We start from the raw sequence: 25,662 nt of genomic DNA, 5'->3' as shown, positions 1-25,662 counted from the left end.
TTCCTGGTCAACTCTCCTAAGCGGCGCAACACGTACAAGCTGGTGCCGTTCATCGTGGTGGCGCTGGTCGCGGTGCTGACCGCCGACGTGCTGCTGCTCGCGCGATCCGGGCAGGAGGCCGGGCCCGTACGGGCCCAGGCCACGCTCAAGCCGACGCCGCTGGCGCAGCAGCGCCGGCCGCAACAACAGCAGGGACAGCAGCAACTGCCGCCCGCCGCCACCGTCCAGCCCGTGGAGCCGCTGAAGAAGCTGCACAAGCCCAACCTGTTCGTGCTGACCCGCAAGCCGTTCACCAACGAGCTGTTACGGAAGGTGGCCAAGCTGCCGGGGGTGCGGGCGCTGGAGCTGGCCGACGCGGCGTCCGTCATGCTCGACGGCAAGCGGGTGCAGACGCTGGCGGTCAATCCGTCCACGTTCCGCTCGTACACGCCCAAGGTGACCGCTTCCTCCGACCCGCTCTGGCAGAACGTCGCGGCAGGCGACGTGGCGGTGTCGTTCGTGCTCGGCAACGACGGCGGGCTCGCGCTGCACCGGCGGGTGGCGAGCCCGGCCGGGGCGCTGCGGATCGGCGCGTACGCCACCACCGGGTTCGGCGCGGTGGACGCCGTCGTGTCCAAGAACGTGGGGCGGACCTTGGGGCTGCCGCGCGACAACGCCCTCATCGTGAGCGCCCCCGACACCAACTCCGAGACCCTGCGCAGGGCCATCCTCCGGCGGCTGCCCAAGGGCACGCAGGTGGCCATGGTCAACCCGGTGCTCCCGCAGCCGCAGACCCAGACCCGTACCTGGCCTTCCGGGTCGTTCATGACGGGCGAGCAGATCACCGTGGCGCTGAAGGCCGCCGCCTCCAAGCTCGGCCGGCCGTACGTGTGGGGCGCCGAAGGGCCCGACACCTTCGACTGCTCCGGCCTCGTCCAGTGGGCCTTCGCCCAGGCGGGGGTGCGGATGCCCAGGGTGACGCACCAGCAGTGGGTGACGGGGCCGCAGGTTCCGCTGTCGCAGGCGCAGCCCGGGGATCTGATCTTCTGGCGCCTTGACCCGACTAACCCCGACTACATCTCCCATGTAGCGATTTATTGGGGTAACGGGAAGATGATCCAGGCGCCGCGCACCGGTGACGTCGTCAAGATCTCGCCCGTGCACACCCGCAACCTGGCGGGCGTCGTCCGCGTGAGCCCGGCCGCCGCCTCCAAGGTCCGCTAAACCCGCCGCCTCCCCGCCGGCCCGGCAGAGCGCCGCCGCCGGCAGAGCGCCGCCGCCCGCCACCGACGCGCACCCCCACTGTGCCGCCCCGCGCGCCTGCGCCGTGCCGCCCTCCCATGCATGATGCCCCTTCCCTCAGTGCGGGGACTGACGGGAGCTCTGAGGCGGAAGGGGCCACTGGGGTGCACAAACACGGCCTTCGAGGCGTGCATTTCACGTGCAACTGTGTAATGGTGATTACATGGCAACAGACGACGAGACCGCGCACATTCACGGCTGGTTCACCGGACGGCTACCAGAGGGCTGGTTCACCGGTGCGCCCGAGATCGTCAGGGACCGCGAGGAGATCGCGGTGCTCGGCACCCTCCCCGACCCCCCGGACGACGTGCCGGAGGCCGAGCGGGCCGCTCTGGTCGAGGGGCTCGCCAGGAGGTTCAGGGAGGAGACTCGCGAGCGGCGGATCGAGATCGCCCGGGAGGCCGAGCGCAAATTCCGGCAGAAGGTGTCCTGGGGGGTGGTCTGCGGTGGCGAGACTGTGATGTTCACCACACTGTCCGTGCCCGTGATGACCCGGCTGCGCCAGACGGAGCGGCAGGTTCTGGACACGCTCGTGGCCGCGGGAGTGGCCAGGAGCCGCAGTGACGCGCTCGCCTGGTGCGTGCGTCTGGTCGGCAAGCACACCGACACCTGGCTCGCCGACCTGCGGGACGCGCTCCAGCACGTCGACCGCGTTCGCTCCGCCGGGCCCGATGTCAATTCCTGAGACCACGCAGCGGAAACGGGCGCGGAAATGGACTAAACCACTTGGGAAATTGGTTTAGACCAGCTGAATTGGACTGGACCACTGCGTGTTAATTCTCTTTTAAATCTGCTCGGGCTGGGTAGGCTCCCCCAATCGTCAGGGCCGCTGCCTGCGGCGACGGTCAGGCCAAGAGGTCTATGCCAATTGGCTTTCATGCCGCTTCGTCGTTAATGATGACTGGGCCCTGAGAGAGTGGAGGAGTCGCAGTCGTGTCCGTTTCCGTGGAAGTGCCCGCACCGACCAGCAATGGCGAATTGGCCGCGTGGGTGAACGAGATCGCCGCCCTGACCCAGCCGGACCGGATCGAGTGGTGCGACGGGTCCGAGCAGGAGTGGACGCGCCTGACCAACCTGCTCGTGGATCAGGGGACGTTCACGCGGCTCGCCGCCCGGCCCAACAGCTTCTACGCCAAGTCCGACCCCAGCGACGTGGCCCGGGTCGAGGACCGTACCTTCATCTGCTCCGAGCGCGAGGAGGACGCGGGCCCGACCAACAACTGGATCGCGCCCGACGAGATGCGCCGGACGTTCCGGCAGCTCTTCAAGGGCTGCATGCGCGGCCGGACGATGTACGTCGTCCCGTTCTGCATGGGCCCGCTCGGCGGCGAGATCTCGCAGCTCGGCGTCGAGATCACCGACTCCCCGTACGTCGCCGTCTCCATGCGGATCATGACGAGGATGGGGGACAGGGCCCTTCGCCTGATCGAGGAACGGGGCGAGTTCGTCAAGGCGGTCCACTCCGTCGGGGCGCCGCTGGAGCACGGGCAGCAGGACGTGCCCTGGCCGTGCAGCTCGACGAAGTACATCAGCCACTTCCCCGAGACCCGCGAGATCTGGTCCTACGGCTCCGGCTACGGCGGCAACGCCCTGCTCGGCAAGAAGTGCTACGCCCTGCGCATCGCCAGCGCCATGGCCCGCGACGAGGGCTGGATGGCCGAGCACATGCTGATCCTCAAGCTCACGCCGCCGTCCGGCGAGACCCGCTACATCGCGGCCGCCTTCCCGAGCGCCTGCGGCAAGACCAACCTCGCCATGCTCCAGCCCACGATCCCGGGCTGGAAGGTCGAGACGATCGGCGACGACATCGCCTGGATGCGCTTCGGCGACGACGGGCAGCTCTACGCGATCAACCCGGAGGCCGGCTTCTTCGGCGTCGCGCCCGGCACCGGCCAGGTGACCAACGCCAACGCGATCAGGACGCTCTGGGGCAACAGCATCTTCACCAACGTCGCGCTCACCGACGACGGCGACGTGTGGTGGGAGGGCCTGACCGAGGAGCCGCCGGCGCACCTGACCGACTGGAAGGGCCGTTCCTGGACGCCCGGCAGCGGCGAGCCGGCCGCCCACCCGAACGCCCGCTTCACCACTCCCGCCGCCCAGTGCCCGACCATCGCACCCGAATGGCAGGACCCGAAGGGCGTGCCCATCTCAGCGATCTTGTTCGGCGGTCGCCGCGCCACCGCCGTGCCTCTGGTCACGGAGTCGCTGAGCTGGGAGCACGGCGTCTTCCTCGGAGCCAACGTCGCCTCCGAGAAGACCGCCGCGGCCGAGGGCAAGGTCGGCGAGCTGCGCCACGACCCGTTCGCCATGCTGCCCTTCTGCGGCTACAACATGGGCGACTACTTCGACCACTGGCTGGAGATCGGCCGCCGCAAGGGCGCCAGGCTGCCGCGGATCTACTACGTCAACTGGTTCCGCAAGAACGCCGAGGGCAAGTTCATCTGGCCGGGCTTCGGCGAGAACAGCCGCGTGCTCAAGTGGATCGTCGACCGGCTCAACGGCGAGGCCAAGGCCGTGCCGACGGCGATCGGCCTGCTGCCGGTCGACCTCGACACCGAGGGCCTGGACCTCACCGAGGAGGACCTGCGCACGCTCCTGTCGGTCGACAAGGAGGTGTGGCGGGAGGAGGCGTCGCTGATCCCGGCCCACTTCGACAAGTTCGGCTCGCATCTGCCGAAGGAGCTGTGGGACGAGTACAACGCCCTCCTGGACCGGCTCGGCTGACCCCCTTGTGCGGTACGGCGGCTCCGTCTAATTTGACGGACTGCCGTACCGCTAGGAGGGGCCGTCGTGGATTACTTCCTGCTCTTCGCCGCGCTGGGCGTGGTCTTCCTGGTCAACGTGGCGGAACAGAGCGTCGAGCGCGAGCGCAGGCGCGTCAGCGAACCGGCGCCCACCGGCCGCGGTCACGACCTGTCCCCTTACGAGCTGGCCTACCTGTCCGGCGGGCCACGGCGAACCATCAACACGGCGCTGGCCGTCCTCGCGAGGGCCGGCGCCGTTCGCGTGTCTCGCGGGTCGCAGGTCACTGCCGTCCACGGCGCGCGGCCCTCGCCGGTGCCGATCGAGCAGGCCGTGCTGGACACGCTGGCCGCGCGGCCGGGCGGCTACCGGGCGGGCGAGCTGCGGCGTGCGCTGGAGACGCATCCGGCGCTGGCCGGGCTGGCCGGCGGCCTCCAGGCGCGCGGCCTGATCGTGCCGGAGCAGGCCTTCGGTACGGCGTGGCGGCGCAGGAAGCTGCAGAAGGCGGCCGTGGGCGTGGCGGGCGGGTTCGCGCTGCTGGTGATCGCGCTGGCCGCCGCCGGGCTGGCGGCGAAGGAGCCGGTGTTCCTCGGGGTGCTGTTCTTCACCGCGATCGCGCTCTTCTCGGCGCTCGCCGCGCTCGCCCGGCAGCGCCGCAGGCTGCGCAACGTCCTCACCAGGGAGGGACGCGAGGTCCTGCGGTCGGCCCGCGGCCACCACCCGAGGGGCGTCTACGACCAGAGCTCCCTGGCCATGGCCGTCGGGATACCCGTCGCGCTGTACGGGCTGCAGGACGCCGGGGACCAGAGCCTGTGCGACGAACTGTCCGCTGGTGACCCGGGAGGCGACTGCGCCGGGGCCTGCGGGACCTACGGCGGCGGCGACGGCTCGACCTTCGGCAGCGACTCCTCCGGCGGCTTCGGCGGCATGGACTTCGGCGGCGGATCGTCGAGTTGCGGCGGGAGTTCGTCGAGTTGCGGCGGCGGCGGTTCGAGTTGCGGCGGCGGAAGCAGCTGACGGAAATTCGAATAATCTAAATGAGCAGAACGAAACCTTTACCTGCGCCTTACGCGTCCTTCCGATAACCAGCCTTTTTCGGCTGTACGGAGGGAGGCCTAAATGGACCTGTTCCTGCTGATCCTTTCGGTGGCTCTGGCCGCGATAGCCTTCACCACCGCCTCCGCGATCAAACGCGAGCACGCCGTCCCGACGACGTCCCGTACTCGCGCCATGGGCCAGAAGCTGAGCAACTACGAGCTCGCCTTTCTGGCGGGCGGCCCGCAGCAGGTGGCCGGCGCGGCGGTCGCGCTCCTGACCGGCTCGGGAGATCTGCGCGTGTCCCGCGGGGGGCACGTGCACAGCGTCCACGCGCCATCGGTGTCGCGGGACCCCGTCGAGCAGGTGGCGCTGGCCACCGTCGCCGGCCGGTCCGGGCTCCCGTCGTCCGCCCTCAAGGTCGAGGTGCGCAGGAGCCTGGCGATGGACGAGCTCGAGCGCCACCTCACGGACGCCGGCCTGCTCCTGCCCGCCGACCGCGCCAGGCGGATCGGCCGGCTGGCAGCCGGGCTCCGGTTCGTGTCGGCGCTGGCCTTCGCGGGCGCCGTGGCGGCCGCGGTCACCGTGCTCACCGAGGGCACGAAGCCGCTCCTGATGTGCTCGCTGGTCGCCCTGGCGATCACCGGTGCGGGCGCGGCCGCCGCGATCGCCAACGGCAGGAAGTCCCGCCGGCACAGGCTCACCACCCACGGGGTCGAGCGGCTCGGCAACGCCAGGAAGACGCACCCGCTGGGCTCGGGGGACGGGAAGGTGTACACCGCGCTGTACGGCCCAAGCGCGCGGTTGAAGGCCGACCTGCGGGTGGCCAAGGCAGCCGGCCGGTCCAGGCGGCGGCCGACGTACGGTGGCGGATACCTGGGAAACAGCGGATGCAGCAGCTCAGGAGACGGCGGCTGCGGCGGCGCGGGCGGCTGCGGCGGCGGTGGTTGCGGGGGAGGAGGGAGCTGACATGGCCGAGCCGGGAGCCCGGCAGCGTACCGGGGTCGAGCTGGGGGTGGGGATCGGCTGGCGGGCCGAGCTGGACCTGTCCATCGAGCGGATGGCCGGCGTCGACTTCCTCGAGGTCGTCGCCGAGAACATCAGGCCCGCCGACCTTCCCGAGTCGTTACGCGTGCTGCGCGCCAGGGGCCTGCCGGTGGTCCCGCACGGGGTGTCGCTCGGCGTCGGCGGCGCCGAGCCGCCCTCCCCGGCCAGGCTCGCCCACCTGGCCGCCTGCGCCGAGGCGCTGGACTCGCCGCTGGTCAGCGAGCACCTGGCGTTCGTACGGGGCGGCGGCATCGAGGCCGGGCACCTGCTGCCCGTGCCGCGCACCCGCGAGTCCCTGCGGGTCATCACCGCGAACGTGCGCAGGGCCCAGGACGCGCTGCCGGTGCCGCTCGCCCTGGAGAACGTCGCCGCCATCTTCGGCTGGCCGGACGACGAGCTGACCGAGGCCCAGTTCCTCGCCGAGCTGGTCGAGCGCACCGGGGTCGGCCTGCTGATCGACGTGGCCAACCTCTACACCAACCAATTCAACCTGGGGCTGTCGGCCACGGACGCCCTCGACGCGCTGCCGCTCGAGCACCTCGCGTACGTCCACGTGGCCGGCGGGTACGAGCACCACGGCATCTGGCACGACACGCACACCACCTCCGCGCCGGAGCCGGTGCTCGACCTGCTCACGGAGCTGTGCGCCCGCGCCACCCCGCCGGGAGTGCTGCTGGAGTGGGACGACGAGTACCCGAGCGACGCCGCCCTGGGCGACGAGCTGGCCAGGATCCGCACGGCGATGTCCGCGGCCGGGGAGCCCGGATGACGGACCGGCACCAGGCCGAGGGGTTGGAGGAGGCACGGCGGCGGCTGGCCGAGGCGCAGGAGAGGCTCGTGGCGGCGCTCGTCGCCGGCGCGGAGCTGCCCCAGGGGTTCGACCCGGAGCGGATGCGGGTGCAGGCGTCGAGCCTGGTCGCCAAGCGGCGTGGCATCGTGGCCAGGATCCGGCCCGACGCCGCCGCCGCGGCGGGCCCGGACCTGGCCGCGGAGTTCGCCGCCTACGCCCGCTCCCGCAGCGAGCCGCCGCCCAGCTACCGCACCGACGCGGACGACTTCGCCGCCTGGCTGCGCGAGCGCGGCCGCATGCCCGATCCACCGCCCAAACCCCGCTGGTGGTCGCGTTTTCTGCGGTGATTCCCCTGGCCACAACTGGTCAGGGGCGGATCCGGTATAGCCGGTTTAGCCGACATTCGGCCGGAAACCGTCAGAGAATGGGGGGATTGCGTTGTGTCGACGGTTCCTATCTGACCGTCACGCCAGTGGCATGCAAGGACAGCGTCGGCACGCCGTACGAGGTCACCCTTGAGCTGCAACGCGACGGCACGCCGTACGGGAGCGTCGGAGAACGGTGCGGCTGGCTGCTCGCGCGCCTGGCGCGCGGGGTGGACGAGGCCCGTCAGGGACGCGGAGCGGCCAGGCGGTGGACCGACCCCGACGACAGGTTCCCCGACGAGGAGCCGGACAGCGAGCTGTTCTCCTTCCGCTACCGCACCAGAGCGGGACTGGTGGGCGGCGGGGAGCTGCGCTGCCAGCTCAGGACGATCCCCGTGTGGCAGGCCGCCAAGGGCGAGTGGCGGCTGACCAGGAGGGCGTACGTGGAGGCGTGGGGCTCGACGGGCGTGGGCATGCGGGCGGTGCTGACGTCGTCGGAGCTGTCGGTATTCGTCCGGAACCTCGTAAATGAGGCGGAAGGATGTCTAGAAGGTAGAGATCTAGCGAGGAATCCGCTAGACGGAGCAGGCACGGGCGATTCGCGGTGATAATTGCCTGTTGGGTCAAGCGACCGAAGGCAACCGCTGGGGAGGCACTCCGTGGGCCTGCGCGATCTGGTCTACCGGCTGTATGAGCACAGGCTGGAGTCCAAGCTGTCGAAGGACATCATCCCCCGGCACGTCGGGGTGATCATCGACGGCAACCGCCGCTGGGCACGCGCGATGGGCATGCGTGACGTCGCCAGCGGCCACCGCAAGGGCGCGGACAAGATCTCGGAGCTGCTCAACTGGTGCCGCGAGACGGGTGTCGAGGTCGTCACGGTCTGGATGCTGTCCAACGACAACCTCAACCGGCCGAAGGAGGAGCTGGAGCCCCTGCTGCGCATCATCGAGGACGTGACGCAGGAGCTGGTGGAGGAGGGCTGGCGGATCAGCCCGGTCGGCGCGCTGGATCTGCTGCCGGACCGGACGGCGAATGTCCTGAAAAACGCAAAGGAAGCATCATCACACCGTCCAGGCCTGATTGTGAACGTTGCAGTTGGGTATGGAGGAAGGCGTGAGATTGCCGATGCGGTGCGCTCACTGCTCCAGGAGCAAGCGAGCAAAGGGGCGAGCATCGAGGACCTCGTCGAGGTGCTCGATGTGGAGCACATCGCGGAGCATCTCTACACTCGCGGCCAACCCGACCCGGACCTTCTCATCCGGACCTCGGGCGAGCAGCGCCTGTCCGGCTTCATGCTCTGGCAGAGCGCTCACTCTGAGTTCTACTTCCACGAGGCCTACTGGCCTGACTTCCGCAGGGTGGATTTCCTGCGGGCGCTGCGCGACTACGCTGCGAGACACCGACGTTACGGTTCATGACGCGACAACGGGGCATTAAGAACGTAACGTAGTAAATGTCCGACCGCAGGCCGGACATTTCGGAGAGGGCCCGCCTTTGCACCAAGATCTGCCGAGGGGGGCCGGTACCCGGCGCCGACGGCAGCTCGCGGTCGGGGAAGCGGGTCCGGTCCGATTCCCGCCTCGTCTGCAGGGCGCTCGCGCTTATGGGCGCCCGGGGGAGAACGTGTGGCAGTGTCCTCGAGCAACCCTACTCACCTGTCGGCCAAGCGCACGTACGTGCTGGACACGTCGGTCCTGCTAGCCGACCCGGCGGCAATGACACGCTTCGCCGAGCACGACGTGGTCCTTCCGATCGTGGTCATCACCGAGCTGGAGGGGAAGCGGCATCATCCCGAGCTCGGCTACTTCGCCAGGAAGGCCCTGCGCTACCTCGACGACCTGCGGATCCAGTACGGCAGGCTGGACGAGGCGATGCCCACAGGGGACGGCACGATCAGGGTTGAGCTCAATCACAGCGATCCGTCGATCCTGCCCGTCGGGTTCCGCCTTGGCGACAACGACACCCGCATCCTGACCGTGGCCCGCTCGCTGGCCGCCGAGGGCTGCGACGTGGTCCTGGTGTCCAAGGATCTGCCGTTGCGGGTCAAGGCGGCCTCGATCGGCCTGGCGGCCGAGGAATACCGCGCCGAGCTCGTACACGAGTCGGGCTGGACGGGGATGGCCGAGGTCCAGGTGACCGCGGAGGACGTCGAGGTGCTCTTCGACCAGGGCAGCGCCGACCTCGAGGAGGCCAGGGACCTGCCGGCGCACACCGGCCTGCGGCTGCTGTCGGCCAAGGGCTCGGCGCTCGGCAGGGTGCAGCCGGACAAGTCGGTGAAGCTCGTACGCGGCGACCGCGAGGTGTTCGGCCTGCACGGCCGCTCCGCCGAGCAGCGCATCGCGCTCGACCTGCTGATGGACCCGGAGATCGGCATCGTCTCGCTGGGCGGCCGGGCCGGCACCGGCAAGTCGGCGCTCGCGCTCTGCGCGGGCCTGGAGGCGGTCCTGGAGCGCCGCCAGCACCGCAAGGTGGTCGTCTTCCGCCCCCTGTACGCCGTGGGCGGCCAGGAGCTCGGCTACCTGCCGGGCACCGAGGGCGAGAAGATGGGCCCGTGGGCGCAGGCGGTCTACGACACGCTCGGCGCCATCACCTCACCCGAGGTGATCGAGGAGGTGCTCGACAGGGGCATGCTGGAGGTGCTCCCGCTGACGCACATCCGGGGCCGGTCGCTGCACGACGCGTTCGTGATCGTGGACGAGGCCCAGTCGCTGGAGCGCGGGGTGCTGCTGACCGTGCTGAGCCGGATCGGCGCCAACTCGCGCGTCGTGCTCACCCACGACGTGGCCCAGCGCGACAACCTCCGCGTTGGCCGGCACGACGGCGTGGTCGCGGTGGTGGAGAAGCTGAAGGGCCACCCGCTCTTCGCGCACGTCACGCTGACCAGGTCGGAGCGCTCTCCGATCGCGGCGCTGGTGACGGAGATGCTCGAGGACATCACGATGTGATCACTTGAGCTCGCCGCAGGTGTGCTGCCCCTCCGACTTGGAGGGGCGGTTCACGTTCTCCCGGACGATCTTCACCATCTCGTACGCCGCGTCCTGCTGGGCAGTGCAGACGATCTGCGCCATGCCGAGCCTGGTGAGCGTGCCCTCGCCCCTGATGTAGACGGTCAGCGTCGAGGTGCGTGGCAGCTGGACCTCGTCGCGCTGCACGGGGTTCAGCGAGTCCTTGATCCCCAGGTACGTGAACCCTCGCAGCGCGGTGTCCCGGCCGCCGTCCAGAGGTTGCGAGGAGGCCGCGAAGAGCGCGCCGAGCAGGCTGGCGACGGTGTCGTTCTCGACGTCGGCCGCCTCCAGGGCGAGCTTGCCGTTCCTGATCAGGAAGATCGTCTTGGATGGTGGCGGGATCTTGATGGTGGGCGCGTTGCCCCGATCCTGAACGTCCGTCGGCGAGATACCGCAGGCCGTCAGGGCGAGCAGGAGGGCCATGAACACCGCGAGGGAGTGCCGTCGCCTGGAGGAGTGGCGGGAGCGAAGCGACCAGAGCGGGGGAAGGCGGCGGCGTGAGGCGACCGAGCGCGCCTCACGGAGTGAGGCCATGAACACCGCGAGGGAGTGCCGTCGCCTGGAGGAGTGGCGGGAGCGAAGCGACCAGAGCGGGGGAAGGCGGCGGCATCGAGGCGACCGAGCGCGTCTCCGCGGAGGGGAGGCCATGAACACAGGAGCGGTCATGGGAGCCAGACCGTGAAGAGCGTGCCGGGATTCTGTGGGCGTACGGAGATCGTGCCGCCGTGGAGGTGGACGTTCGCCCTGGCGATGGCGAGGCCGAGGCCGCTGCCCTGACTGCGGGCCCGGCCCGCGCCGGCCTTGAAGAAGCGGTCGAAGACGTGCGGCAGCGCCTCGCGCGGTATGCCCTTGCCGTGGTCGCGCACCTTCACCTCCAGGCCGTTCTCCGTGGCTCTGGCGCTCACCATGACGGGGCGCTGCCCGTGCTTGAGCGCGTTGCCGACCAGGTTGGCCACGATGACGTCGAACCTCCTCGGGTCGAGGTTCACCGTCAAGCCCTGGGACGCCTTCACCTCGACCTGGTCGGTCCAGCCGCGTACCTCCAGGCAGTCCGCGATGGCGTCGGCCACGTTCACCGGCTCGACGTTGAGCGTGGCCGTGCCCGCGTCGAAGCGGCTGATCTCGATGAGGTGCTCGACCAGCTCGCGCAGGCGCTCGATCTCCCTGAGGACCAGCCGGACTGCCTCAGCCGGCGCCTCCGGCAGCCGGCCCGCCTCCTCGGAGAGCATGTCGGCCACGGCGGTCATGGCGGTCAGGGGCGTGCGCAGCTCGTGCGAGACGTCCGCCACGAACCTGCGCGACATGGCCTCCAGCGAGCGCAGCTCGGCCACGCTCAGCTCCAGCGCCGCGGCCGCGTCGTTGAACCTGGCGGTCAGCTCGGCCAGCTCATCCTGCCCGTGGACGGGCAGGCGCGTGTCCAGCCGGCCCTGGCCGAGAGCCTGCGCGGCCGCGCTCAGCCGCCTGACCGGCAGCAGCACCTGCCTGGCCGACAGCAGGGCCACGACCAGGGCGATCAGCACGATGGCGGCGCCGGCCTGGGTGAGCGTGGCCCTGAGCGTGTTGAGCTGGTTCTCGTCGCCCTGCATCGGGAAGAACACGAACGCGCGCAGCCCGGTGGCCTGGGGCGTGCCGTCGATGTCCCGGTAGACCTCGGCGCCGACGATGAGCCAGAGCTGGTTGCGGATGATCTTGCGCTGGACGACCACGCTCTGCTTGGCCCGGCCGTAGAGCTCGTTGGGCACGTCGCTCATGGTCATGGGGCCCTCGGTGGCGACCATGGTGCCGTACTCGACGATCACGCTGCGGCCCGGCCCGCTCAGCCCGGCGGCGACGCGGTCCAGCTCCTTGATGGTCGGCGCGGCCTCGCCGGCCGCGAGCTTGCCGATGGGGAACGTGATGCTGCCCAGCTCTCTGATCACGAGATCGAGCGAGGTGTTCTCTTCCCGGGTCACGAGCGCCGTCTTGGCCAGCTCGAAGCCGATGGTGGCGACCAGCAGCGAGGCGGTGACGGCGACGAGCGTGAACGTGATGACGAGGCGGGCGCGCAGCCCCGTGGGCAGGGGGATCACGGAGGGCTGAAGCGGTAGCCGAATCCGCGCACCGTGTGGATGAACACGGGCTCGGCCGGCTTCGGCTCGATCTTCGCCCGGATCCGCTGCACGCAGGCGTCCACCAGCCGCGAGTCGGCGATGTGCGTGTGATCCCATACCTCGCGCAGCAGGTAGCGGCGGTTGAGCACCTGGCCCGGGTGCCGTACCAGCTCCAGCAGCAGCCGCAGCTCGGTCGGCGTCAGGTGGATCTCCTTGTTGGCCAGCATGACCTTGAGCGCGCCCCGGTCGATCACCAGGTCGCCGAAGGTGATGCGGTCGGAGGCGGCGGACTCGGCCCTGCGCAGTATGGCGCGGATGCGCGCGTCCAGGACCCGGGGCTCGACCGGCTTGACCACGTAGTCGTCCGCGCCGGCCTCCAGCCCGACCACCACGTCCAGGTCGTCGCCGCGGGCCGTGAGCAGGATGACGGGGAGCTGGTCGAGCTTGCGTACGCGGCGGCAGACCTCGATCCCGTCGATCCCGGGGAGCATCACGTCGAGGATCGCGATCTCCGGGCGGCGGGCCCTGATGTGGTCGAGTGCCTCCTCGCCCGTCGCGTACGAGGTGACGGAATGCCCCTGCCGGGTCAGCGCCAGCTCAAGAGCCATGCGGACCGAGGGGTCGTCTTCAACCAGGAGGATGCCAGCCACGCACAAATTATTATTCCATGTCCCGAATGCCCGAAGTAAGTCATCAAACTGTGACGTGTCACAGAAGGGACACCGAAGTAGCCGCGGCACCCTGGAAGCGGGCCCCCTTCGGTTTGCGGGCCTCTGAGGGGCAGCCGTCCTTTGTGTGAGCAATATCACACTATTTCGGAAACGCCACGCTTACCAGCAAGTTAGCCAACGGGGTCCCAAGCGATTCCCGCGTTTCGGTTGCGAACCACCCCCCACTACAGGGCAAGCTCATGGTTCGTGAGCCCCGGTCCGCAGTTGAGTGAGCGCCCGCCGAAGGAAGACCTCCCCCCGGCGCGCCGGCCCAAGAAGCGCGTGAGCGCGAAAGCGGTGGTCATCACCACCGTCTCGCTGGTGGTCGTGGTCGGCGGAGGCGGTTTCGTCGCCTACCGCGCCATCGAGAACGCCAAGAGGCCGGCCGTCACGCCCTTCACGGCCGAGCAGTTGGGCGCCATCGCCAGCGGCAGCTTCTACACGCCCGATCCCGAGAACGACGCGCGCAAGAACGCCGCCGAGCAGGCATACAAGGCGGACAAGCTCAAGGACGGCCGGGTCTCCGCGGGCAAGAACCCCGACATCGACTGGGTGGTGCCGAAGAAGGCGCCGGGCGGTGACGGGTTCCCCGCCGCGAACTTCCCGCCGGGCAGCGACCCCTCACCGGGCAGCAACAAGGCCACCGCCAAGGCCATGCTCGCCTCCATGGGCTGGGGCGACGACCAGTGGGGCTGCCTGGAGCGGCTCTGGCAGAAGGAGAGCGGCTGGAACGAGCGGGCGATGAACCGCTACTCCGGCGCGTACGGCATCCCGCAGTCCCTGCCCGGCAGCAAGATGGCCAGCGCGGGCAGCGACTGGCAGACCAACGCCGCGACCCAGATCAAGTGGGGCCTCGGCTACATCAAGGGCCGCTACGGCACGCCCTGCGGCGCCTGGGGACACTCACAGTCGGTGGGTTGGTATTAGAGGGTCAACTTTCCCTCTCTAATCGGCAAGCCGCCGCGCCCGAACGTGCATGCGGGCCCACTCTGGCCGCATGGGTGTCAAGGTCAGTGTGATCGTCAGCGTCCACAACCCGGGGGCCACCGCCGACGCGTGCATCCGCTCCGCCCTGGAGCAGACGATGCCCCCGGACGAGTACGAAGTGATCTTCGTGGACGACGGCTCCACCGACGGGATCGGCGAGCGCCTCGACACCATCGCCACGACCCGTGACAACGTGAGCGTGCTGCACCTGCCGCACACCGGGACGCCCATGCGCGGCCGCAACGTGGGCCTCGCGGCCGCCGCCGGCGACTATGTCTACTTCCTCGACCAGGGCGACCGTCTGGAGAAGGACGCGGTCGCCCGCATGCACGAGCGCGCCGTGGAGACCGACGCCGACGTGCTGGTCGGCCGCCTGATCCGCGACTTCGGGCCGCCGATGGCCGCCTTCGAGCGCGGCACGGCCCGCGCCGACATCCTGCGCGACCGCCTGCTCCACCTGCTCGTGCCGCAGCAGCTCTACCGCCGCGCCTTCCTGGAGGAGCACGAGCTGGGCTTCAGCGTGCCCGGCGGCAGGATGGCCGAGCAGGCGTTCGTGATGCGGGCCTACCTGTACGCCAAGGTCATCGCCGTGCTGGCCGAGCACGTCTGCTGCCACCTCGGCGACCGGCCGGGGGCCGAGGAGGAGCCGCGGGCGATGGTGAAGGAGCTCACCGGGCTGCTCGCCGACATCGAGACCTGCGTGGGCGAGGGCCGCCAGCGCGACCGCATGTACGCCCACTGGTTCCGCTACGCCGTCCTGCGCCCGCTGCTGACCGCCAGGTTCGCCGACTCGTCGGTGGATCGGGGCCTGCACTTCCGGGTGGTGCAGGAACTGGTCGAGGCGCGCTTCCCGGAGCGGCTCGACCGCTACCTGCCCGTCCAGCTGCGCGTGGTGGCCGCGTACGTGCGCATGGGCCGCCTGGACCAGATCGTGCTCCTGTCGAACTCCTCCAAGCGCGCCGGGCTCCGCGCCGACCTGACCGAGATGCGCTGGGACGCCCACGTGCTGGTGCTCGCGCTGACCGTGGAGGTCCTGGCGGGCGACGGCACGCCGGACAGGTACCGGGAGGACGGCGAGCGCCTGCACTGGATCCCGCCGCGCTCGCTGGAGACCAAGGCCCTGGACGAGAGCGTCACCGACGTCACCGAGGCGGTCGAGCGGGCCCGCGTTGAGCTGTACGTGCGCCACACCGACACGGGAGTGATCCACTTCCTGCCCCTGACTCAGCACGTGGAGCGCATCCAGGACGGCCGCCGCCGGATCAGGGTGCAGATCAGGGGCGAGGCCAAGCTGGACGTGACCGCCGCCGCCGTCGGCGAGCCGCTCAAGCCGGGCCAGTGGGAGGTGCACGTACGCATGTTCGGCGGCGCCAACCAGGCCAGGAGCCGGGTCGGCAGCTCGGTGGGCCCGCTCAACTGCCTGGGCGTGCTGGCCCAGCGCCCCAGGACGCGCCTGGTGGTGCCGTGCTGGACCGACCACGGCGAGCTGGGCCTGGCCGTCGAGCCGCGCTCGTTCTCCGAGTCGATCGCCTTGGTGTCGCGCGGGGCGGAGGTCAAGCGGCTCGACGGGCACGTGTACGTCGTGCTGCCGGTGCCGTACGTGCCGCCGAGCGGCGGGCCGCCGCTGGAGCTGGTGCTGCGCAGCACCGGGCGGCGCGGCCGTGAGGTGTGCGCGCCCGCCCTGGTCGAGGCCGGGGTGCCGGGCCGGCTCGCGGGGCAGCTGGTGGCCAAGGTGCCGGTCAAGCGGATGATGGCGCCACCCGACCAGCTCGGCCCCGGCGCCTGGCTGACGTCGCTGCGGACGTCGGAGGAGGAGATCGGGCTCAGGTTCGCGCTGGAGATGCGCAGGGGCAAGATCCAGGTACGGCCCGCCGCCGCGGTCAACCCGGGCCGGCGCTCACCCATGGGCAGGGACACCGTCCTGCACCGGATCGGCAGGCGGCTGCCCGGCGCGCGTCACATGGTGCGCCTGGCGCGCGCGGGCAGGCACCGCTACCTCAAGGACTGACCCAGCCCTCCAGCTCCTCGAAGGCGCTCCTGAAGACCGGCAGCATGGGCTTCAGGCGGTCAGGGTAAAGGTCCACCAGGCTGTCCAGGTGGTTGCCGCCCTCGACGCGGTAGTAGCGGAACGGCCGGTGCGGGCCGACCATCTTCGCGTAGACGTCGGAGTCGCGGGAGATCGGCAGCAGCGTGTCGAGCGTCCCGTGGATCGTGATCAGCGGCTTGGTGATCCGGCCGGTCAGCGCGATCTTCGCCACGGCCGCGTACGGCTTGCGCCGGTCGTAGTCGTAGTCCGCCGCCGCGCCCTGGTAGGACGGGTCCAGCTCCTTCTGGTAGAGCTGCTGGGTGAGCTCCCAGTAGTACTGCCGGTGGAAGGGCCACAGGAACTCCGAGCCCGCCGCGAACCCGGCCGCCCGCACCCCCGCCTCGTCCGGGTACGCCTTCAGCGCGGGCGGCAGGAAGTTCAGCAGGTTGTCACCCTTGACCCGCCAGAGCGTGCCCTCCCAGTCGACGCCGCCGTCGTAGAGCCGGCCGCGGTTCTCCAGCTGCCATCTCACCAGGTAGCCGCCGTTGGAGATGCCCGCCACGAACGTGCGGTGGGGCTTGCTGCCGTACCGCTGCTTCACGACGGCCTTGGCGGCCACCGTGAGCTGGGTGACCCGGTGGTTCCACTCGGCGATGGCGTCTCCGGGGTTCCGGCCGTCCTCGTGGAAGTTCACGCCGACGTTGCCCTTGTCGGTGGCGGCGAACGCGTATCCCTTGGCGAGCACCCAGTCGGAGATCGTGTAGTCATTGGCGTACTGCTCCCGGTTGCCGGGGGTGCCGCTGACGACCAGGCCGCCGTTCCAGTGCTCGGGGAGCCTGATCACGAACTGGGAGTCGTGGTTCCAGCCGTGCGTGGCGTTGGTGGTGGAGGTGTCGGGGAAGTAGCCGTCGATCTGGATGCCGGGCACGCCCGTCGGGTTGACCGTGGCGGCCGAGTGCAGCCCGGCCCAGTCGGCCGGGTCGGTGTGGCCGGTCTTGGCCGTGCCCGCCGTGGTCAGGTCGTCCAGCGTGGCCACCACGGCCTGCTCCGCGCCCGGCACCGTGAGCTGCGGCGCCGGGGTGAGCAGGCTCGCCACCAAGGTGAGCGCGACGAACATCACGACCCCCCGAGGTGAGCGGTCAGCAGGCGCCGGAACTCCTCAGGGTGCTCCAGGTGCGGGCTGTGGCCGCAGTCGTCGATGACGGCCTCGCGGTAGGGGCCGTAGCGCTCCAGCATGGCCCTGGTCTGGGCCACCATGGGCTGGGCCGGGGTGCCGGGCGAGCCGGGCACGACGCCGAGCGCGCCCAGGTGGGCCAGGTCGAAGAACGACGTGTCGGAGACGATCACGTCGTCGGCGCCCCTGATCCACAGGACGGGCGGCTTCGGGCCGATCTCGTGGAGGTCGTCCAGACGGAAGTGGGTGGGGGCGATGGCGTTGAGGATGCCGTGCTTGCCGGGGGCCACGCCGGGCCACTGCGCGGAGGTGACGGCGTCGCCCGGGTAGTTGGCCTCGCCCACGCGGGTGGTGAGCATCGAGCGTACGTAGAAGTCCTCGTCGGGGATCCCGGGGTGCTTGACGTACGAGGAGCGGAAGACGCTGCGCGGCGACGTGGGGGACTCGTCCGACATGTCGCCCGCCTTGAGCCGGGCCACGAAGTCGGGGTTGGCGGCGCCGGCGCCCGCCCCCGTGCCATCGGGGTGCGTGAGGCGGCCGTCCGGGCCCTGCGTGCCGCCGAAGCCGTACGGGGAGATCGGGTTGACCAGGGTGACGCTCCTGACGGCGGCCGGCCGGTCGCGCAGGACCTGCAGCACGATGCCGCCGCCCAGGCTCCAGCCGACCAGGTGCACGCCGTCCAGGTCCAGCGCCTCGACCAGCTCGATCAGGTCGTCGGACCAGTCGCGCAGGCCCCTCGTGGCGTCCACGGGCGCGGGGTCGCTCTCGCCGAACCCGCGCAGGTCGACCGCGAGCGGGCGGTAGCCGGCGGGCAGCGCCGCCATGCTGTCGCGCCAGAAGGCGGCCGAGGAGACGTTTCCGTGCACGAACAGCACCGGCTCGCCGGTGTCCCTGCCCTCGACGGTCAGGACGTTCTGGGTGAGTCTGGACGTGGTGACCTTCATCGCGCGTGGATCCTCTCAGCCAGGTCGCTGCCCTGCGTCTCGCGTGCGGCGTAGACGGCGCCCAGGGTGAGCAGCGCCGCCAGACCAAGGTAGGCCGAGATGGGCAGGCTGCTCGAGTAGCTCTTCAGCAGCGCGACCGCGATGATCGGGGCCAGCGCGCCGGCCACGATCGCCGACAGCTGGGCGCCGATGGAGACGCCGGTGTAGCGCATCCTCGTGCCGAAGAGCTCGGAGAAGAAGGCCGCCTGCGGGCCGTACATCATGCCGTGGAAGAGCAGGCCGACGGTGATGGCGAGGGTGATCACCAGGAAGTTGCCGGTGTCGATGAGCGGGAAGAACGCGAAGATCCACACCCCGATGCCGGCGGCGCCCGCCAGGTAGATCGGGCGGCGGCCGATCCGGTCCGACAGCGCGCCCCACATCGGGATCGTGACGAAGTGGATGGCCGAGGCGATCAGCACCGCGTTCAGCACGGTGGAGTTGTCGATCTTGACTGACTTGGCGTACGTGATGACGAAGACGGTGAGCAGGTAGAAGGAGATGTTCTCCGCGAGGCGCGCGCCGATCGCGGTGAGCACGTCCTTCCAGTGGTGGCGCAGCACGCCCACGATGGGCGCCGCCTTCTCCGGCGGGGCCTCCTGGAACACCGGCGACTCCGTGATCGTCAGGCGGATCCAGAGGCCGATCAGCACCAGCACGCCCGACAGCAGGAACGGCACCCGCCAGCCCCACGCCAGGAACGCCTCGTCCGACTGCCAGGCGGCCAGGGCCGCCAGCACGCCGGTGGCCAGCAGGTTGCCGCCCGGGGCTCCGGCCTGCGGCCAGGAGGCCCAGAAGCCGCGGCGGGCCGTGTCGCCGTGCTCGGAGACGATCAGCACCGCGCCGCCCCACTCGCCGCCGAGCGCGAAGCCCTGCACGAGCCGCAGCGCGGTCAGCAGCAGCGCCGCGGACGGGCCCAGGGTCTCGTACGTCGGCAGGCAGCCGATCAGGAACGTGGCCGCGCCCATCGTCAGCAGGCTGACGACCAGCAGCGTCTTGCGGCCGATCCGGTCGCCGAAGTGGCCGAAGACCAGGCCGCCGAGCGGACGGGCGACGAATCCGACGGCGTAGGTGAGGAACGCCAGCAGCGTGCCGGTGAGCGGGTCGGACTCGGGGAAGAAGAGCTTGTTGAACACGAGTGCGGCTGCCGAGCCGTACAGGAAGAAGTCGTACCACTCGATGGTGGTGCCGATCAGGCTCGCGGCGACGATCTTCTTGATGGAAGTGGCCATGCCGGTCACGGTAAGGAGTGACCGGCGTCACTTATATGGGGCCGGGGCCCACAGTCTATGGGGTGGATGTGTGGCCGAGCCGGTGCAGGCGGAGCGCGAGCTGGATCTCGAGCGCGCGTTCCGGCTCCAGCCAGCCGTCGCCGAGCAGCTTGCCGATCCGGTCGAGCCGCTGCGTGACGGTGTTGACGTGGATGTGCATGGCCTCGGCCGTACGAGAGGGAGAGCCGCCCGAGCCGAAGTAGGCGGCCAGCGTGTCGGCCAGCGCGGTGCCCCTGCGGGCGTCGTAGTCGATCACGGCGCCGAGCACCCGTCCGACGAATCCGCGCACGTCACGGCCGTCGCCCACGAGCAGCCCGACGAACCCCAGCTCGGCCGCGCTCGCGCCGTCACCCGCGCGTCCGAGCGCGATCAGCGCCTCGGCGCACCTGCGCGCCTCCTGGTACGCCGCCGCCACGTCGCCCGCACCGAGCGCGTCGCCGCCCGGCGGCCGGGCCGTCGCATCCGGGAGACGGATCTTCGACGCGCCCGCCGTGGCGGGCACCTGCAGCGACGCGCTCAGCTCGGCGGCGACGCGCTGCGCGATGCCGCCCGCGTTCTCCCCCGGCAGCAGCAGCACCACCTCGCCCGCCCGCCCGGCCGCGAGCCCGTGCCGCAGCGTGGCCTGCGACGAGGCCCAGAACGCGGCCCGCTCCCGCTGCCCCTCGTGCCGCACCACGACCACGACGTGCGGCGCCGAGAGATCGACGCCCAGCCGCCGGGCCCGGTCGGCCAGACCGGGGGAGCCGGGCCGGGAGATCAGGTCGTCGAGCAGCTCGCCCCTGACCCGGCCCTCGGCCTCCGCCACACTCCTGCGGAACAGCAGCAGCAGCGCGCACACCAGCGCCGCCCGCTCCAGGATGCGCTCGTCGGCGTCGTCGCTGCGCAGGATCAACGTGCACAGCGGCTCCCCGCCGACGTCCACCGACGCGATCAGCAGGTCGCCCCTCCGCACGGTACGCCCCAGCGCCCTGGACGCCTGCGCCGACTCGAACACCCCGGAGTCGAGCTCACCCACGTCTCCCGTGAGCGGCCTCCCCAGATCGTCGAGCACGGCCAGCGAGCCGCCGAGCACGTCGGTCACCACGGCCGCCACGTCCTCGATCCCGCCGCCGCGCAGCACCAGCGAGGTCATCCTGTCGTGGGCCAGCGCGGCCCGCTCCACGGCCTCCCCGTGCGCCCTGGCGGTTCGGTGGGCCTGGGAGAGCTCCTCCAGCGCGTTCCTGGTCTCCTGCAGCAGCCTGGCGTTGTCGATCGCGACGGCGGCGTGCGCGGCCAGGCTGGCCAGCAGCGACACCTCCTCCTGGTGGAACGGCCGCGCGCTGCGGTTGGCCGCCATCAGCACGCCGATCACCCGCTGCCCCAGCCGCAGCGGCACGCCCAGGATCGCGACGAGGCCCTCCTCCTTGACGGCCTCGTCGATGTGGTGCTTGTGCCGGAACCTGGCATCGGCGAAGTAGTCGGCCGTCGAGTACGGGGTGGCCGTCTGCGCGACCAGCCCGCCCAGCCCCGCCCCCATGGCCAGCCGCAACGCCCTGAACTTGGCCGAGATCGACCCGTCGGTGACCCGCATGTACGTGTCGCCCTGTTCGGGATCGTGCAGCGTCATGTACGCGACGTCGGTGGCCAGCAGCTGCCTGGCCCGGTGCACGATGGCCTCCAGCACGGCGTCGAGGTCGCGCAGCGCGGCCAGGTCGCCGGCCGTGTCGTAGAGGGCCGACAGCTCGGCCTCGCGCCTGGCGCGCCGCTTGAGGAGGTCGCGCACCCTGAGCGCCTCGACCTTGGCCTGCTCCAGCTCCTCGATCGTGGCCGGGTCCGCGCCCCGCGCCCTGGCCTCGATGATCGGCCTCTCGAACTCGACCGCCGAGGCCTCCCGCGCGAGCAGCTCCAGGAACTGTCTGACCACTCTTATTGCCTCGCTTCGCTCGGCGGCTCGGTCGCCGGGACCCGTCGCCTTCCCTCGTCGCTCCGGTCGCCACGCTCCCTGCGCTCCTCAGTCCGGGCGACGGCGCCCCCTCGCACTAATGCGCCGTCCAGCCGCCGTCCATCGGGAGGGAGACGCCGGTGATGAACGACCCGGCGGGGCCGCAGAGGTAGGCGACCAGCTCGGCCACCTCCTCGGGCTCGATCAGCCGCTTGATCGCGGCAGGCTGCAGCATGATGTTCCCGACGACCTCGTCCGGCTCGATGCCGTGCACTTTAGCCTGGTCGGCGATCTGCGCCTCCACCAGCCCCGTCCGTACGTAGGCGGGGCAGACGCAGGTGGAGGTGACCCCGTGCGGCGCCCCTTCGAGGGCGACGACCTTGGAGAAGCCCTCCAGCCCGTGCTTGGCCGTGGTGTACGCCGACTTGAACGGCGAGGCCCGCAGCCCGTGCACGGACGAGATGTTCACGAACCGGCCCCACCCCCTGGCGTACATGCCGGGCAGCACCTTCCGCGCGATCAGGAACGGCGCCTCGACCATCACCCGCAGCATCGACGAGAACACCTCGGGCGGGAAGTCCTCGATCGGCGAGACGTGCTGGAACCCGGCGTTGTTCACCACGATGTCGACCGGCTCGTCAGGCAGCGCCGCGACGAACCCCGGATCGCTCAGATCGGCCACCACCGCCACCCCGCCGATCTCGGCGGCGACCTTGTCGGCGGGCTCGGCCCGCAGGTCGACGACCAGTACTTTCGCCCCTTCGGCGGCCAGGCGCCGGGCGCAGGCCGCCCCGATGCCGCCCCCCGCCCCCGTCACAAGCGCGGTCCGCCCCGTCAGCTCCTTCGCCATACCCGAACCCTAGGTGGTCGCCTCGCCCTGCCGCATGGGTCCCGGCGACATAGATCCGTGCCGCCTTATGTGGATCACGGCATCTGCTATCTTGAAACGCATGACCGCGTATTCGTCCCAGTGGTGGCCCGCCTCCTAGGCGGACCTCCCAGCGCATACGCACCGGCCGCCTCGACGAGGCGGCCGCTCGCATGTCGTACGCGCCCCCGTCGAGCACTGACGAAAGGGGCGCTCACCATGAACACCACCTGGCCAGCACTGCTCAGCACGCTGCTCGACGGCAGGTCGCTCACCTCGCTCCAGGCCAAATGGGCCATGGAGCAGATCATCGGCGAGACGGCCACGGACGCCCAGATCGCCGCGTTCGCGATCGCGCTCCGGGCCAAGGGCGAGAGCGTGGCCGAGGTGTCCGGGCTGGCCGACGGCATGCTCCTGAAATCCGCCGCGATCAGGGTCTCCGGCGACCCCGTGGACCTCGTCGGCACCGGCGGAGACCGCGCCCACACCGTGAACATCTCCACCATGGCCGCCATCGTCGCCGCCGCCGCGGGCGTCAAGGTCGTCAAGCACGGCGGGCGGGCCGCCTCCTCGCTGGCGGGCGCGGCGGACGTGCTGGAAGAGCTGGGCGTGGTCATCGACCTGCCGCCGGCCGCGGTGGTGAGGATCGCGGACGAGGTCGGCATCACGTTCTGCTTCGCGCCCGCGTTCAACTCCGGGCTGAGACGCACCGCCGGGCCACGCCGCGAGCTGGGCGTGCCCACGGTCTTCAACTTCCTGGGCCCGCTCACCAACCCGGCCCTGCCGTCCGCCCAGGCGGTCGGCGTCTTCCATCAGGGGATGGCGCCGGTCCTCGCGGGCGTGCTGGCCCAGCGCGGCTGCTCCTCGCTGGTCTTCAGGGGCGACGACGGGCTCGACGAGCTCACCACCACGGGCCCCTCCACGATCTGGGTCGTCCGCCGGGGCACGGTCACGCCCACCGCCTTCGACCCGGCCGAGCTGTCGATCCCGCGCTCGCGCCAGGACGACCTGCGCGGCGGCGACGCCCGGCACAACGCGGCCGTGGCGCGGGCGGTGCTCGCGGGCGAGCGGGGCCCGGTGCGGGACGTCGTCCTGCTCAACGCGGCCGCCGCCGTGGTGGCCGCCGAGGGCACGCCGCCCGCACCCGACCTCACGCCCGCCCTGGGCATGGCCTACAAGCGGGCCGCGGAGGCGGTCGACTCCGGCGCCGCGCTGTCCCTGCTCACCCTGTGGGCGCACGCCACGCAGGCCCAGGCGTCAGCGGGTCACTGAGGCCGGGTCATCGAGAGCACGTCGAGCGCGGCGTCGAGCTGGTCCTCGGTCAGGGTGCCGTCGGCCACGTGGCCGCGCTCGATGACGACCTCGCGGATGGTCTTGCGCTCGGCCAGGGCCTGCTTGGCGATCTTCGCGGCCTCCTCGTAGCCGACGTACCTGTTCAGCGGGGTGACGATCGACGGGGACGACTCGGCGTACTCGCGCAGGCGCTCGACGTTCGCCGTGATGCCGGCGACGCAGCGGTCGGCGAGCAGCCGCGACACGTTCGCCAGCAGCCTGATCGACTCCAGGATGTTGCGCGCGATGATCGGCAGCTGCACGTTCAGCTCGAAGTTGCCGGACGCGCCGGCGAACGTGATCGCCGCGTCGTTGCCGATGACCTGGGCCGCGACCATGGTCGTGGCCTCGGGGATCACCGGGTTGACCTTGCCGGGCATGATGGAGGAGCCGGGCTGCAGGTCGGGCAGGTTGATCTCGGCCAGCCCGGCGCGCGGGCCGGAGCCCATCCAGCGGAGGTCGTTGGCGATCTTGGTGAGCGAGACGGCCACCACCTTGAGCTGGCCCGACAGCTCGACGATCGAGTCCTGCGCGCCCTGGGCCTCGAAGTGATCACTGGCCTCGACGAACGGGATGCCGGTGGCCTCGACCAGCTTGGCGATGGCCGCCTGCGCGAAGCCCGGCGGGGTGTTGATGCCGGTGCCCACGGCCGTGCCGCCCAGGGGCAGCTCCAGCACGCGCTCAAGGGCCGCTGCCACGCGCAGGGCGCCGTTCTCGGCCTGGGTGGCGTACCCGCCGAACTCCTGGCCGAGCGTCACCGGGGTCGCGTCCATCAGGTGGGTGCGGCCCGACTTCACCACCCCGTCGAACTCGATCGCCTTCTCCCGCAGCACCGCCGCCAGATGCCTGAGCGAGGGCAGCAGGTGGAACGTCACCTCCGTCGCCGCCGCCACGTGGATCGAGGTGGGGAAGACGTCGTTGGACGACTGGGAGGCGTTCACGTGGTCGTTCGGGTGCACGGGCCGGCCGAGGCGCTCCTCGGCCAGCGTCGCGATCACCTCGTTGGCGTTCATGTTGGACGAGGTGCCGGAGCCGGTCTGGAAGACGTCGATGGGGAAGTGGGCGTCGTGCTCGTTCTCGGCGACGTCGGCCGCCGCCTGGGCGATGGCCTCGGCCAGGTCCTTGTCGATCACGCCCAGCTCGCCGTTCACCTCGGCGGCCACCGCCTTGATCAGGCCGAGCGCGGCTATGTGGGACGGCTCGAGAGGGCGTCCCGAAACCGGGAAGTTCTCCACTGCCCGCTGGGTCTGCGCGCGCCACCTGGCGCCTGAGGGCACGCGTACCTCGCCCATCGAGTCATGCTCGATTCTGAACTCGCTCATGACTTCCAGTCTGACCCACGACCGCCTTACGGCCGCGGCGCGGGTCAGCTGGAGAAGAGCGCGACGATGAGTACGGCGATCACCACGGCGGCCGCGGCGGCCACCGCCATGAGCACCAGCATGCCGTTGCGGTTGCCCGAGGGCTGCTCCGGCTGCCCGGCGATGGCGAACAGGTCGGTCCCAAGGCCCTTGCCTTGCTGCGGGACCTGCTGGCCCGCCGGCGGGGGCGCCGGCTGCTGCTGCTGTTGGGGGCTCGGCTGCTGAGGGGCGGGCTGCCGGCCCGCGGGCGGTGTGGTGGGCGGATAGACCTGCTGGCCGGGCGCGGGCGGGAGCTGGATGCGCGTGGTGACGACCGCGCCCTCGTCGCCGGGCCCCTGCGGCGGCCTGCCCTGCTCCGGAGCCGGCGGGAACGGGCCCTTGGGACGCTGGACGCTGACCGTCCGCTCGGGGTCGAACCCCGGGTCAGGCGAGCCTTGGGGGCCGGATTGCGGCTGGCGCTGAGGTGCGGCGTTGCGGGGCACGGTGGGCGTGCCCGGGCTCGTCACCGGCCCGTGCGGCCCCGACGCGGGCCCCCGGCCCGGGCCACCGGGCACCGGACCGCCTGGCGCGCCCACAGGACCCCTGGGCGCCTGCGCACCGGGACCCTGCCCCGGTCCGGCTGGACCCGGGCCCCAGGGCGCCTGACCGCCGGGAGCGCCCGCGCCCCC

At 71.0% G+C, this 25,662-nt stretch carries 23 protein-coding genes; 13 read left to right on the top strand and 10 right to left on the bottom strand.

Going from position 1 to position 25,662, the window contains the following annotated elements; translation table 11 throughout:
* Window positions 1-42 precede the first annotated feature (42 nt).
* The 10 genes from ACFKCF_RS21670 (at window position 43) to ACFKCF_RS21625 (ending at window position 10,211) form a co-directional block, all read left to right on the top strand.
* A complete protein-coding gene (locus ACFKCF_RS21670; protein ID WP_394496096.1) occupies window positions 43-1,203 on the top strand; it encodes a C40 family peptidase in 1,161 nt (386 codons plus the stop codon).
* Between the two features lie 241 nt (window positions 1,204-1,444).
* Window positions 1,445-1,966 (top strand): hypothetical protein, encoded by a 522-nt coding sequence (locus ACFKCF_RS21665; RefSeq protein ID WP_394496094.1) that lies wholly within the window; start codon window positions 1,445-1,447, stop codon window positions 1,964-1,966.
* Between the two features lie 248 nt (window positions 1,967-2,214).
* Complete coding sequence (locus ACFKCF_RS21660; protein WP_394496092.1) at window positions 2,215-4,008, top strand: phosphoenolpyruvate carboxykinase (GTP); 1,794 nt, start codon at window positions 2,215-2,217, stop codon at window positions 4,006-4,008.
* Window positions 4,009-4,074: 66 nt separating this feature from the next.
* Window positions 4,075-5,043, top strand: coding sequence for a TIGR04222 domain-containing membrane protein (locus ACFKCF_RS21655; protein WP_394496090.1), 969 nt, complete (start codon window positions 4,075-4,077; stop codon window positions 5,041-5,043).
* A gap of 102 nt (window positions 5,044-5,145) precedes the next feature.
* Entirely contained in the window at window positions 5,146-6,030 is an 885-nt protein-coding gene (locus ACFKCF_RS21650) for a TIGR04222 domain-containing membrane protein (RefSeq protein ID WP_394496089.1), read from the top strand.
* A gap of 1 nt (window position 6,031) precedes the next feature.
* Complete coding sequence (locus ACFKCF_RS21645; protein WP_394496087.1) at window positions 6,032-6,877, top strand: DUF692 family multinuclear iron-containing protein; 846 nt, start codon at window positions 6,032-6,034, stop codon at window positions 6,875-6,877.
* The gene (locus ACFKCF_RS21640; protein WP_394496086.1) at window positions 6,874-7,245 is read left to right on the top strand and encodes a hypothetical protein; all 372 of its coding nucleotides are present in this window, start codon (window positions 6,874-6,876) and stop codon (window positions 7,243-7,245) included. Before ACFKCF_RS21645 ends, ACFKCF_RS21640 begins: the two co-directional genes overlap by 4 nt.
* 125 nt (window positions 7,246-7,370) lie before the next feature.
* Window positions 7,371-7,871, top strand: a complete 501-nt coding sequence (locus ACFKCF_RS21635; protein WP_394496084.1) for a hypothetical protein — start codon at window positions 7,371-7,373, stop codon at window positions 7,869-7,871.
* Window positions 7,872-7,922: 51 nt separating this feature from the next.
* Window positions 7,923-8,684: an isoprenyl transferase gene (locus ACFKCF_RS21630; protein ID WP_364844543.1), complete on the top strand. Its 762-nt coding sequence runs from the start codon at window positions 7,923-7,925 to the stop codon at window positions 8,682-8,684.
* A gap of 258 nt (window positions 8,685-8,942) precedes the next feature.
* Window positions 8,943-10,211 (top strand): PhoH family protein, encoded by a 1,269-nt coding sequence (locus tag ACFKCF_RS21625; RefSeq protein WP_394496445.1) that lies wholly within the window; start codon window positions 8,943-8,945, stop codon window positions 10,209-10,211.
* Here ACFKCF_RS21625 and ACFKCF_RS21620 read toward each other — a convergent pair whose 3' ends face one another.
* From ACFKCF_RS21620 to ACFKCF_RS21610, 3 genes are all read right to left on the bottom strand, one after another.
* Window positions 10,212-10,805 carry a hypothetical protein gene (locus ACFKCF_RS21620; protein WP_394496082.1) on the bottom strand — a complete coding sequence of 198 codons (594 nt, stop codon included), beginning with the start codon at window positions 10,803-10,805 and terminating at the stop codon, window positions 10,212-10,214. It lies immediately after the preceding gene.
* A 128-nt stretch (window positions 10,806-10,933) separates the two neighbouring features.
* On the bottom strand, window positions 10,934-12,340 hold the full coding sequence (locus tag ACFKCF_RS21615) for an ATP-binding protein (protein WP_394496080.1): 1,407 nt from the start codon (window positions 12,338-12,340) through the stop codon (window positions 10,934-10,936).
* Window positions 12,337-13,011, bottom strand: coding sequence for a response regulator (locus tag ACFKCF_RS21610; protein WP_192788022.1), 675 nt, complete (start codon window positions 13,009-13,011; stop codon window positions 12,337-12,339). Before ACFKCF_RS21610 ends, ACFKCF_RS21615 begins: the two co-directional genes overlap by 4 nt.
* 342 nt (window positions 13,012-13,353) lie before the next feature.
* Between ACFKCF_RS21610 and ACFKCF_RS21605 the strand changes: the two genes are divergently transcribed.
* Window positions 13,354-13,998: a lytic transglycosylase domain-containing protein gene (locus tag ACFKCF_RS21605; RefSeq protein ID WP_394496078.1), complete on the top strand. Its 645-nt coding sequence runs from the start codon at window positions 13,354-13,356 to the stop codon at window positions 13,996-13,998.
* Between the two features lie 70 nt (window positions 13,999-14,068).
* Window positions 14,069-16,066: a glycosyltransferase family 2 protein gene (locus ACFKCF_RS21600; RefSeq protein WP_394496076.1), complete on the top strand. Its 1,998-nt coding sequence runs from the start codon at window positions 14,069-14,071 to the stop codon at window positions 16,064-16,066.
* Here the strand turns inward: ACFKCF_RS21600 and ACFKCF_RS21595 are convergent.
* The 5 genes from ACFKCF_RS21595 to ACFKCF_RS21575 form a co-directional block, all read right to left on the bottom strand.
* Complete coding sequence (locus ACFKCF_RS21595; protein WP_394496075.1) at window positions 16,056-17,201, bottom strand: alpha/beta hydrolase family protein; 1,146 nt, start codon at window positions 17,199-17,201, stop codon at window positions 16,056-16,058. The two genes, ACFKCF_RS21600 and ACFKCF_RS21595, sit on opposite strands and share 11 nt — an antisense overlap.
* On the bottom strand, window positions 17,201-18,202 hold the full coding sequence (locus tag ACFKCF_RS21590; protein WP_394496074.1) for an alpha/beta fold hydrolase: 1,002 nt from the start codon (window positions 18,200-18,202) through the stop codon (window positions 17,201-17,203). Before ACFKCF_RS21590 ends, ACFKCF_RS21595 begins: the two co-directional genes overlap by 1 nt.
* A complete protein-coding gene (locus ACFKCF_RS21585; protein ID WP_394496072.1) occupies window positions 18,199-19,473 on the bottom strand; it encodes an MFS transporter in 1,275 nt (424 codons plus the stop codon). Before ACFKCF_RS21585 ends, ACFKCF_RS21590 begins: the two co-directional genes overlap by 4 nt.
* Window positions 19,474-19,528: 55 nt before the next feature.
* Window positions 19,529-21,415: a helix-turn-helix domain-containing protein gene (locus tag ACFKCF_RS21580; RefSeq protein ID WP_394496071.1), complete on the bottom strand. Its 1,887-nt coding sequence runs from the start codon at window positions 21,413-21,415 to the stop codon at window positions 19,529-19,531.
* Between the two features lie 115 nt (window positions 21,416-21,530).
* On the bottom strand, window positions 21,531-22,283 hold the full coding sequence (locus ACFKCF_RS21575; protein ID WP_394496069.1) for a 3-hydroxybutyrate dehydrogenase: 753 nt from the start codon (window positions 22,281-22,283) through the stop codon (window positions 21,531-21,533).
* Window positions 22,284-22,520: 237 nt separating this feature from the next.
* Here ACFKCF_RS21575 and trpD point away from each other — a divergent pair, with 237 nt between their 5' ends.
* The gene (gene trpD / locus ACFKCF_RS21570; protein ID WP_394496068.1) at window positions 22,521-23,573 is read left to right on the top strand and encodes an anthranilate phosphoribosyltransferase; all 1,053 of its coding nucleotides are present in this window, start codon (window positions 22,521-22,523) and stop codon (window positions 23,571-23,573) included.
* Here trpD and ACFKCF_RS21565 read toward each other — a convergent pair.
* Window positions 23,567-24,955, bottom strand: coding sequence for a class II fumarate hydratase (locus ACFKCF_RS21565; protein ID WP_394496066.1), 1,389 nt, complete (start codon window positions 24,953-24,955; stop codon window positions 23,567-23,569). The two genes, trpD and ACFKCF_RS21565, sit on opposite strands and share 7 nt — an antisense overlap.
* A 44-nt stretch (window positions 24,956-24,999) precedes the next feature.
* A complete protein-coding gene (locus ACFKCF_RS21560) occupies window positions 25,000-25,548 on the bottom strand; it encodes a hypothetical protein (RefSeq protein ID WP_394496064.1) in 549 nt (182 codons plus the stop codon).
* Window positions 25,549-25,662 lie beyond the last annotated feature (114 nt).

The organism is Nonomuraea sp. JJY05 (assembly GCF_043496855.1).
Lineage (GTDB): Bacteria > Actinomycetota > Actinomycetes > Streptosporangiales > Streptosporangiaceae > Nonomuraea.
This window is presented reverse-complemented; position numbering and strand designations above follow the sequence as displayed.

Coding starts and splice junctions, on each gene's coding strand:
- ACFKCF_RS21650 (WP_394496089.1), top strand. CDS start 5,146: ATGGACCTGTTCCTGCTGATCCTTTCGGTGGCTCTGGCCGCGATAGCC.
- ACFKCF_RS21665 (WP_394496094.1), top strand. CDS start 1,445: ATGGCAACAGACGACGAGACCGCGCACATTCACGGCTGGTTCACCGGA.
- ACFKCF_RS21620 (WP_394496082.1), bottom strand. CDS start 10,805: ATGGCCTCACTCCGTGAGGCGCGCTCGGTCGCCTCACGCCGCCGCCTT.
- ACFKCF_RS21565 (WP_394496066.1), bottom strand. CDS start 24,955: ATGAGCGAGTTCAGAATCGAGCATGACTCGATGGGCGAGGTACGCGTG.
- ACFKCF_RS21595 (WP_394496075.1), bottom strand. CDS start 17,201: ATGTTCGTCGCGCTCACCTTGGTGGCGAGCCTGCTCACCCCGGCGCCG.
- ACFKCF_RS21575 (WP_394496069.1), bottom strand. CDS start 22,283: ATGGCGAAGGAGCTGACGGGGCGGACCGCGCTTGTGACGGGGGCGGGG.
- ACFKCF_RS21640 (WP_394496086.1), top strand. CDS start 6,874: ATGACGGACCGGCACCAGGCCGAGGGGTTGGAGGAGGCACGGCGGCGG.
- ACFKCF_RS21585 (WP_394496072.1), bottom strand. CDS start 19,473: ATGGCCACTTCCATCAAGAAGATCGTCGCCGCGAGCCTGATCGGCACC.
- ACFKCF_RS21645 (WP_394496087.1), top strand. CDS start 6,032: ATGGCCGAGCCGGGAGCCCGGCAGCGTACCGGGGTCGAGCTGGGGGTG.
- ACFKCF_RS21590 (WP_394496074.1), bottom strand. CDS start 18,202: ATGAAGGTCACCACGTCCAGACTCACCCAGAACGTCCTGACCGTCGAG.
- trpD (WP_394496068.1), top strand. CDS start 22,521: ATGAACACCACCTGGCCAGCACTGCTCAGCACGCTGCTCGACGGCAGG.
- ACFKCF_RS21600 (WP_394496076.1), top strand. CDS start 14,069: ATGGGTGTCAAGGTCAGTGTGATCGTCAGCGTCCACAACCCGGGGGCC.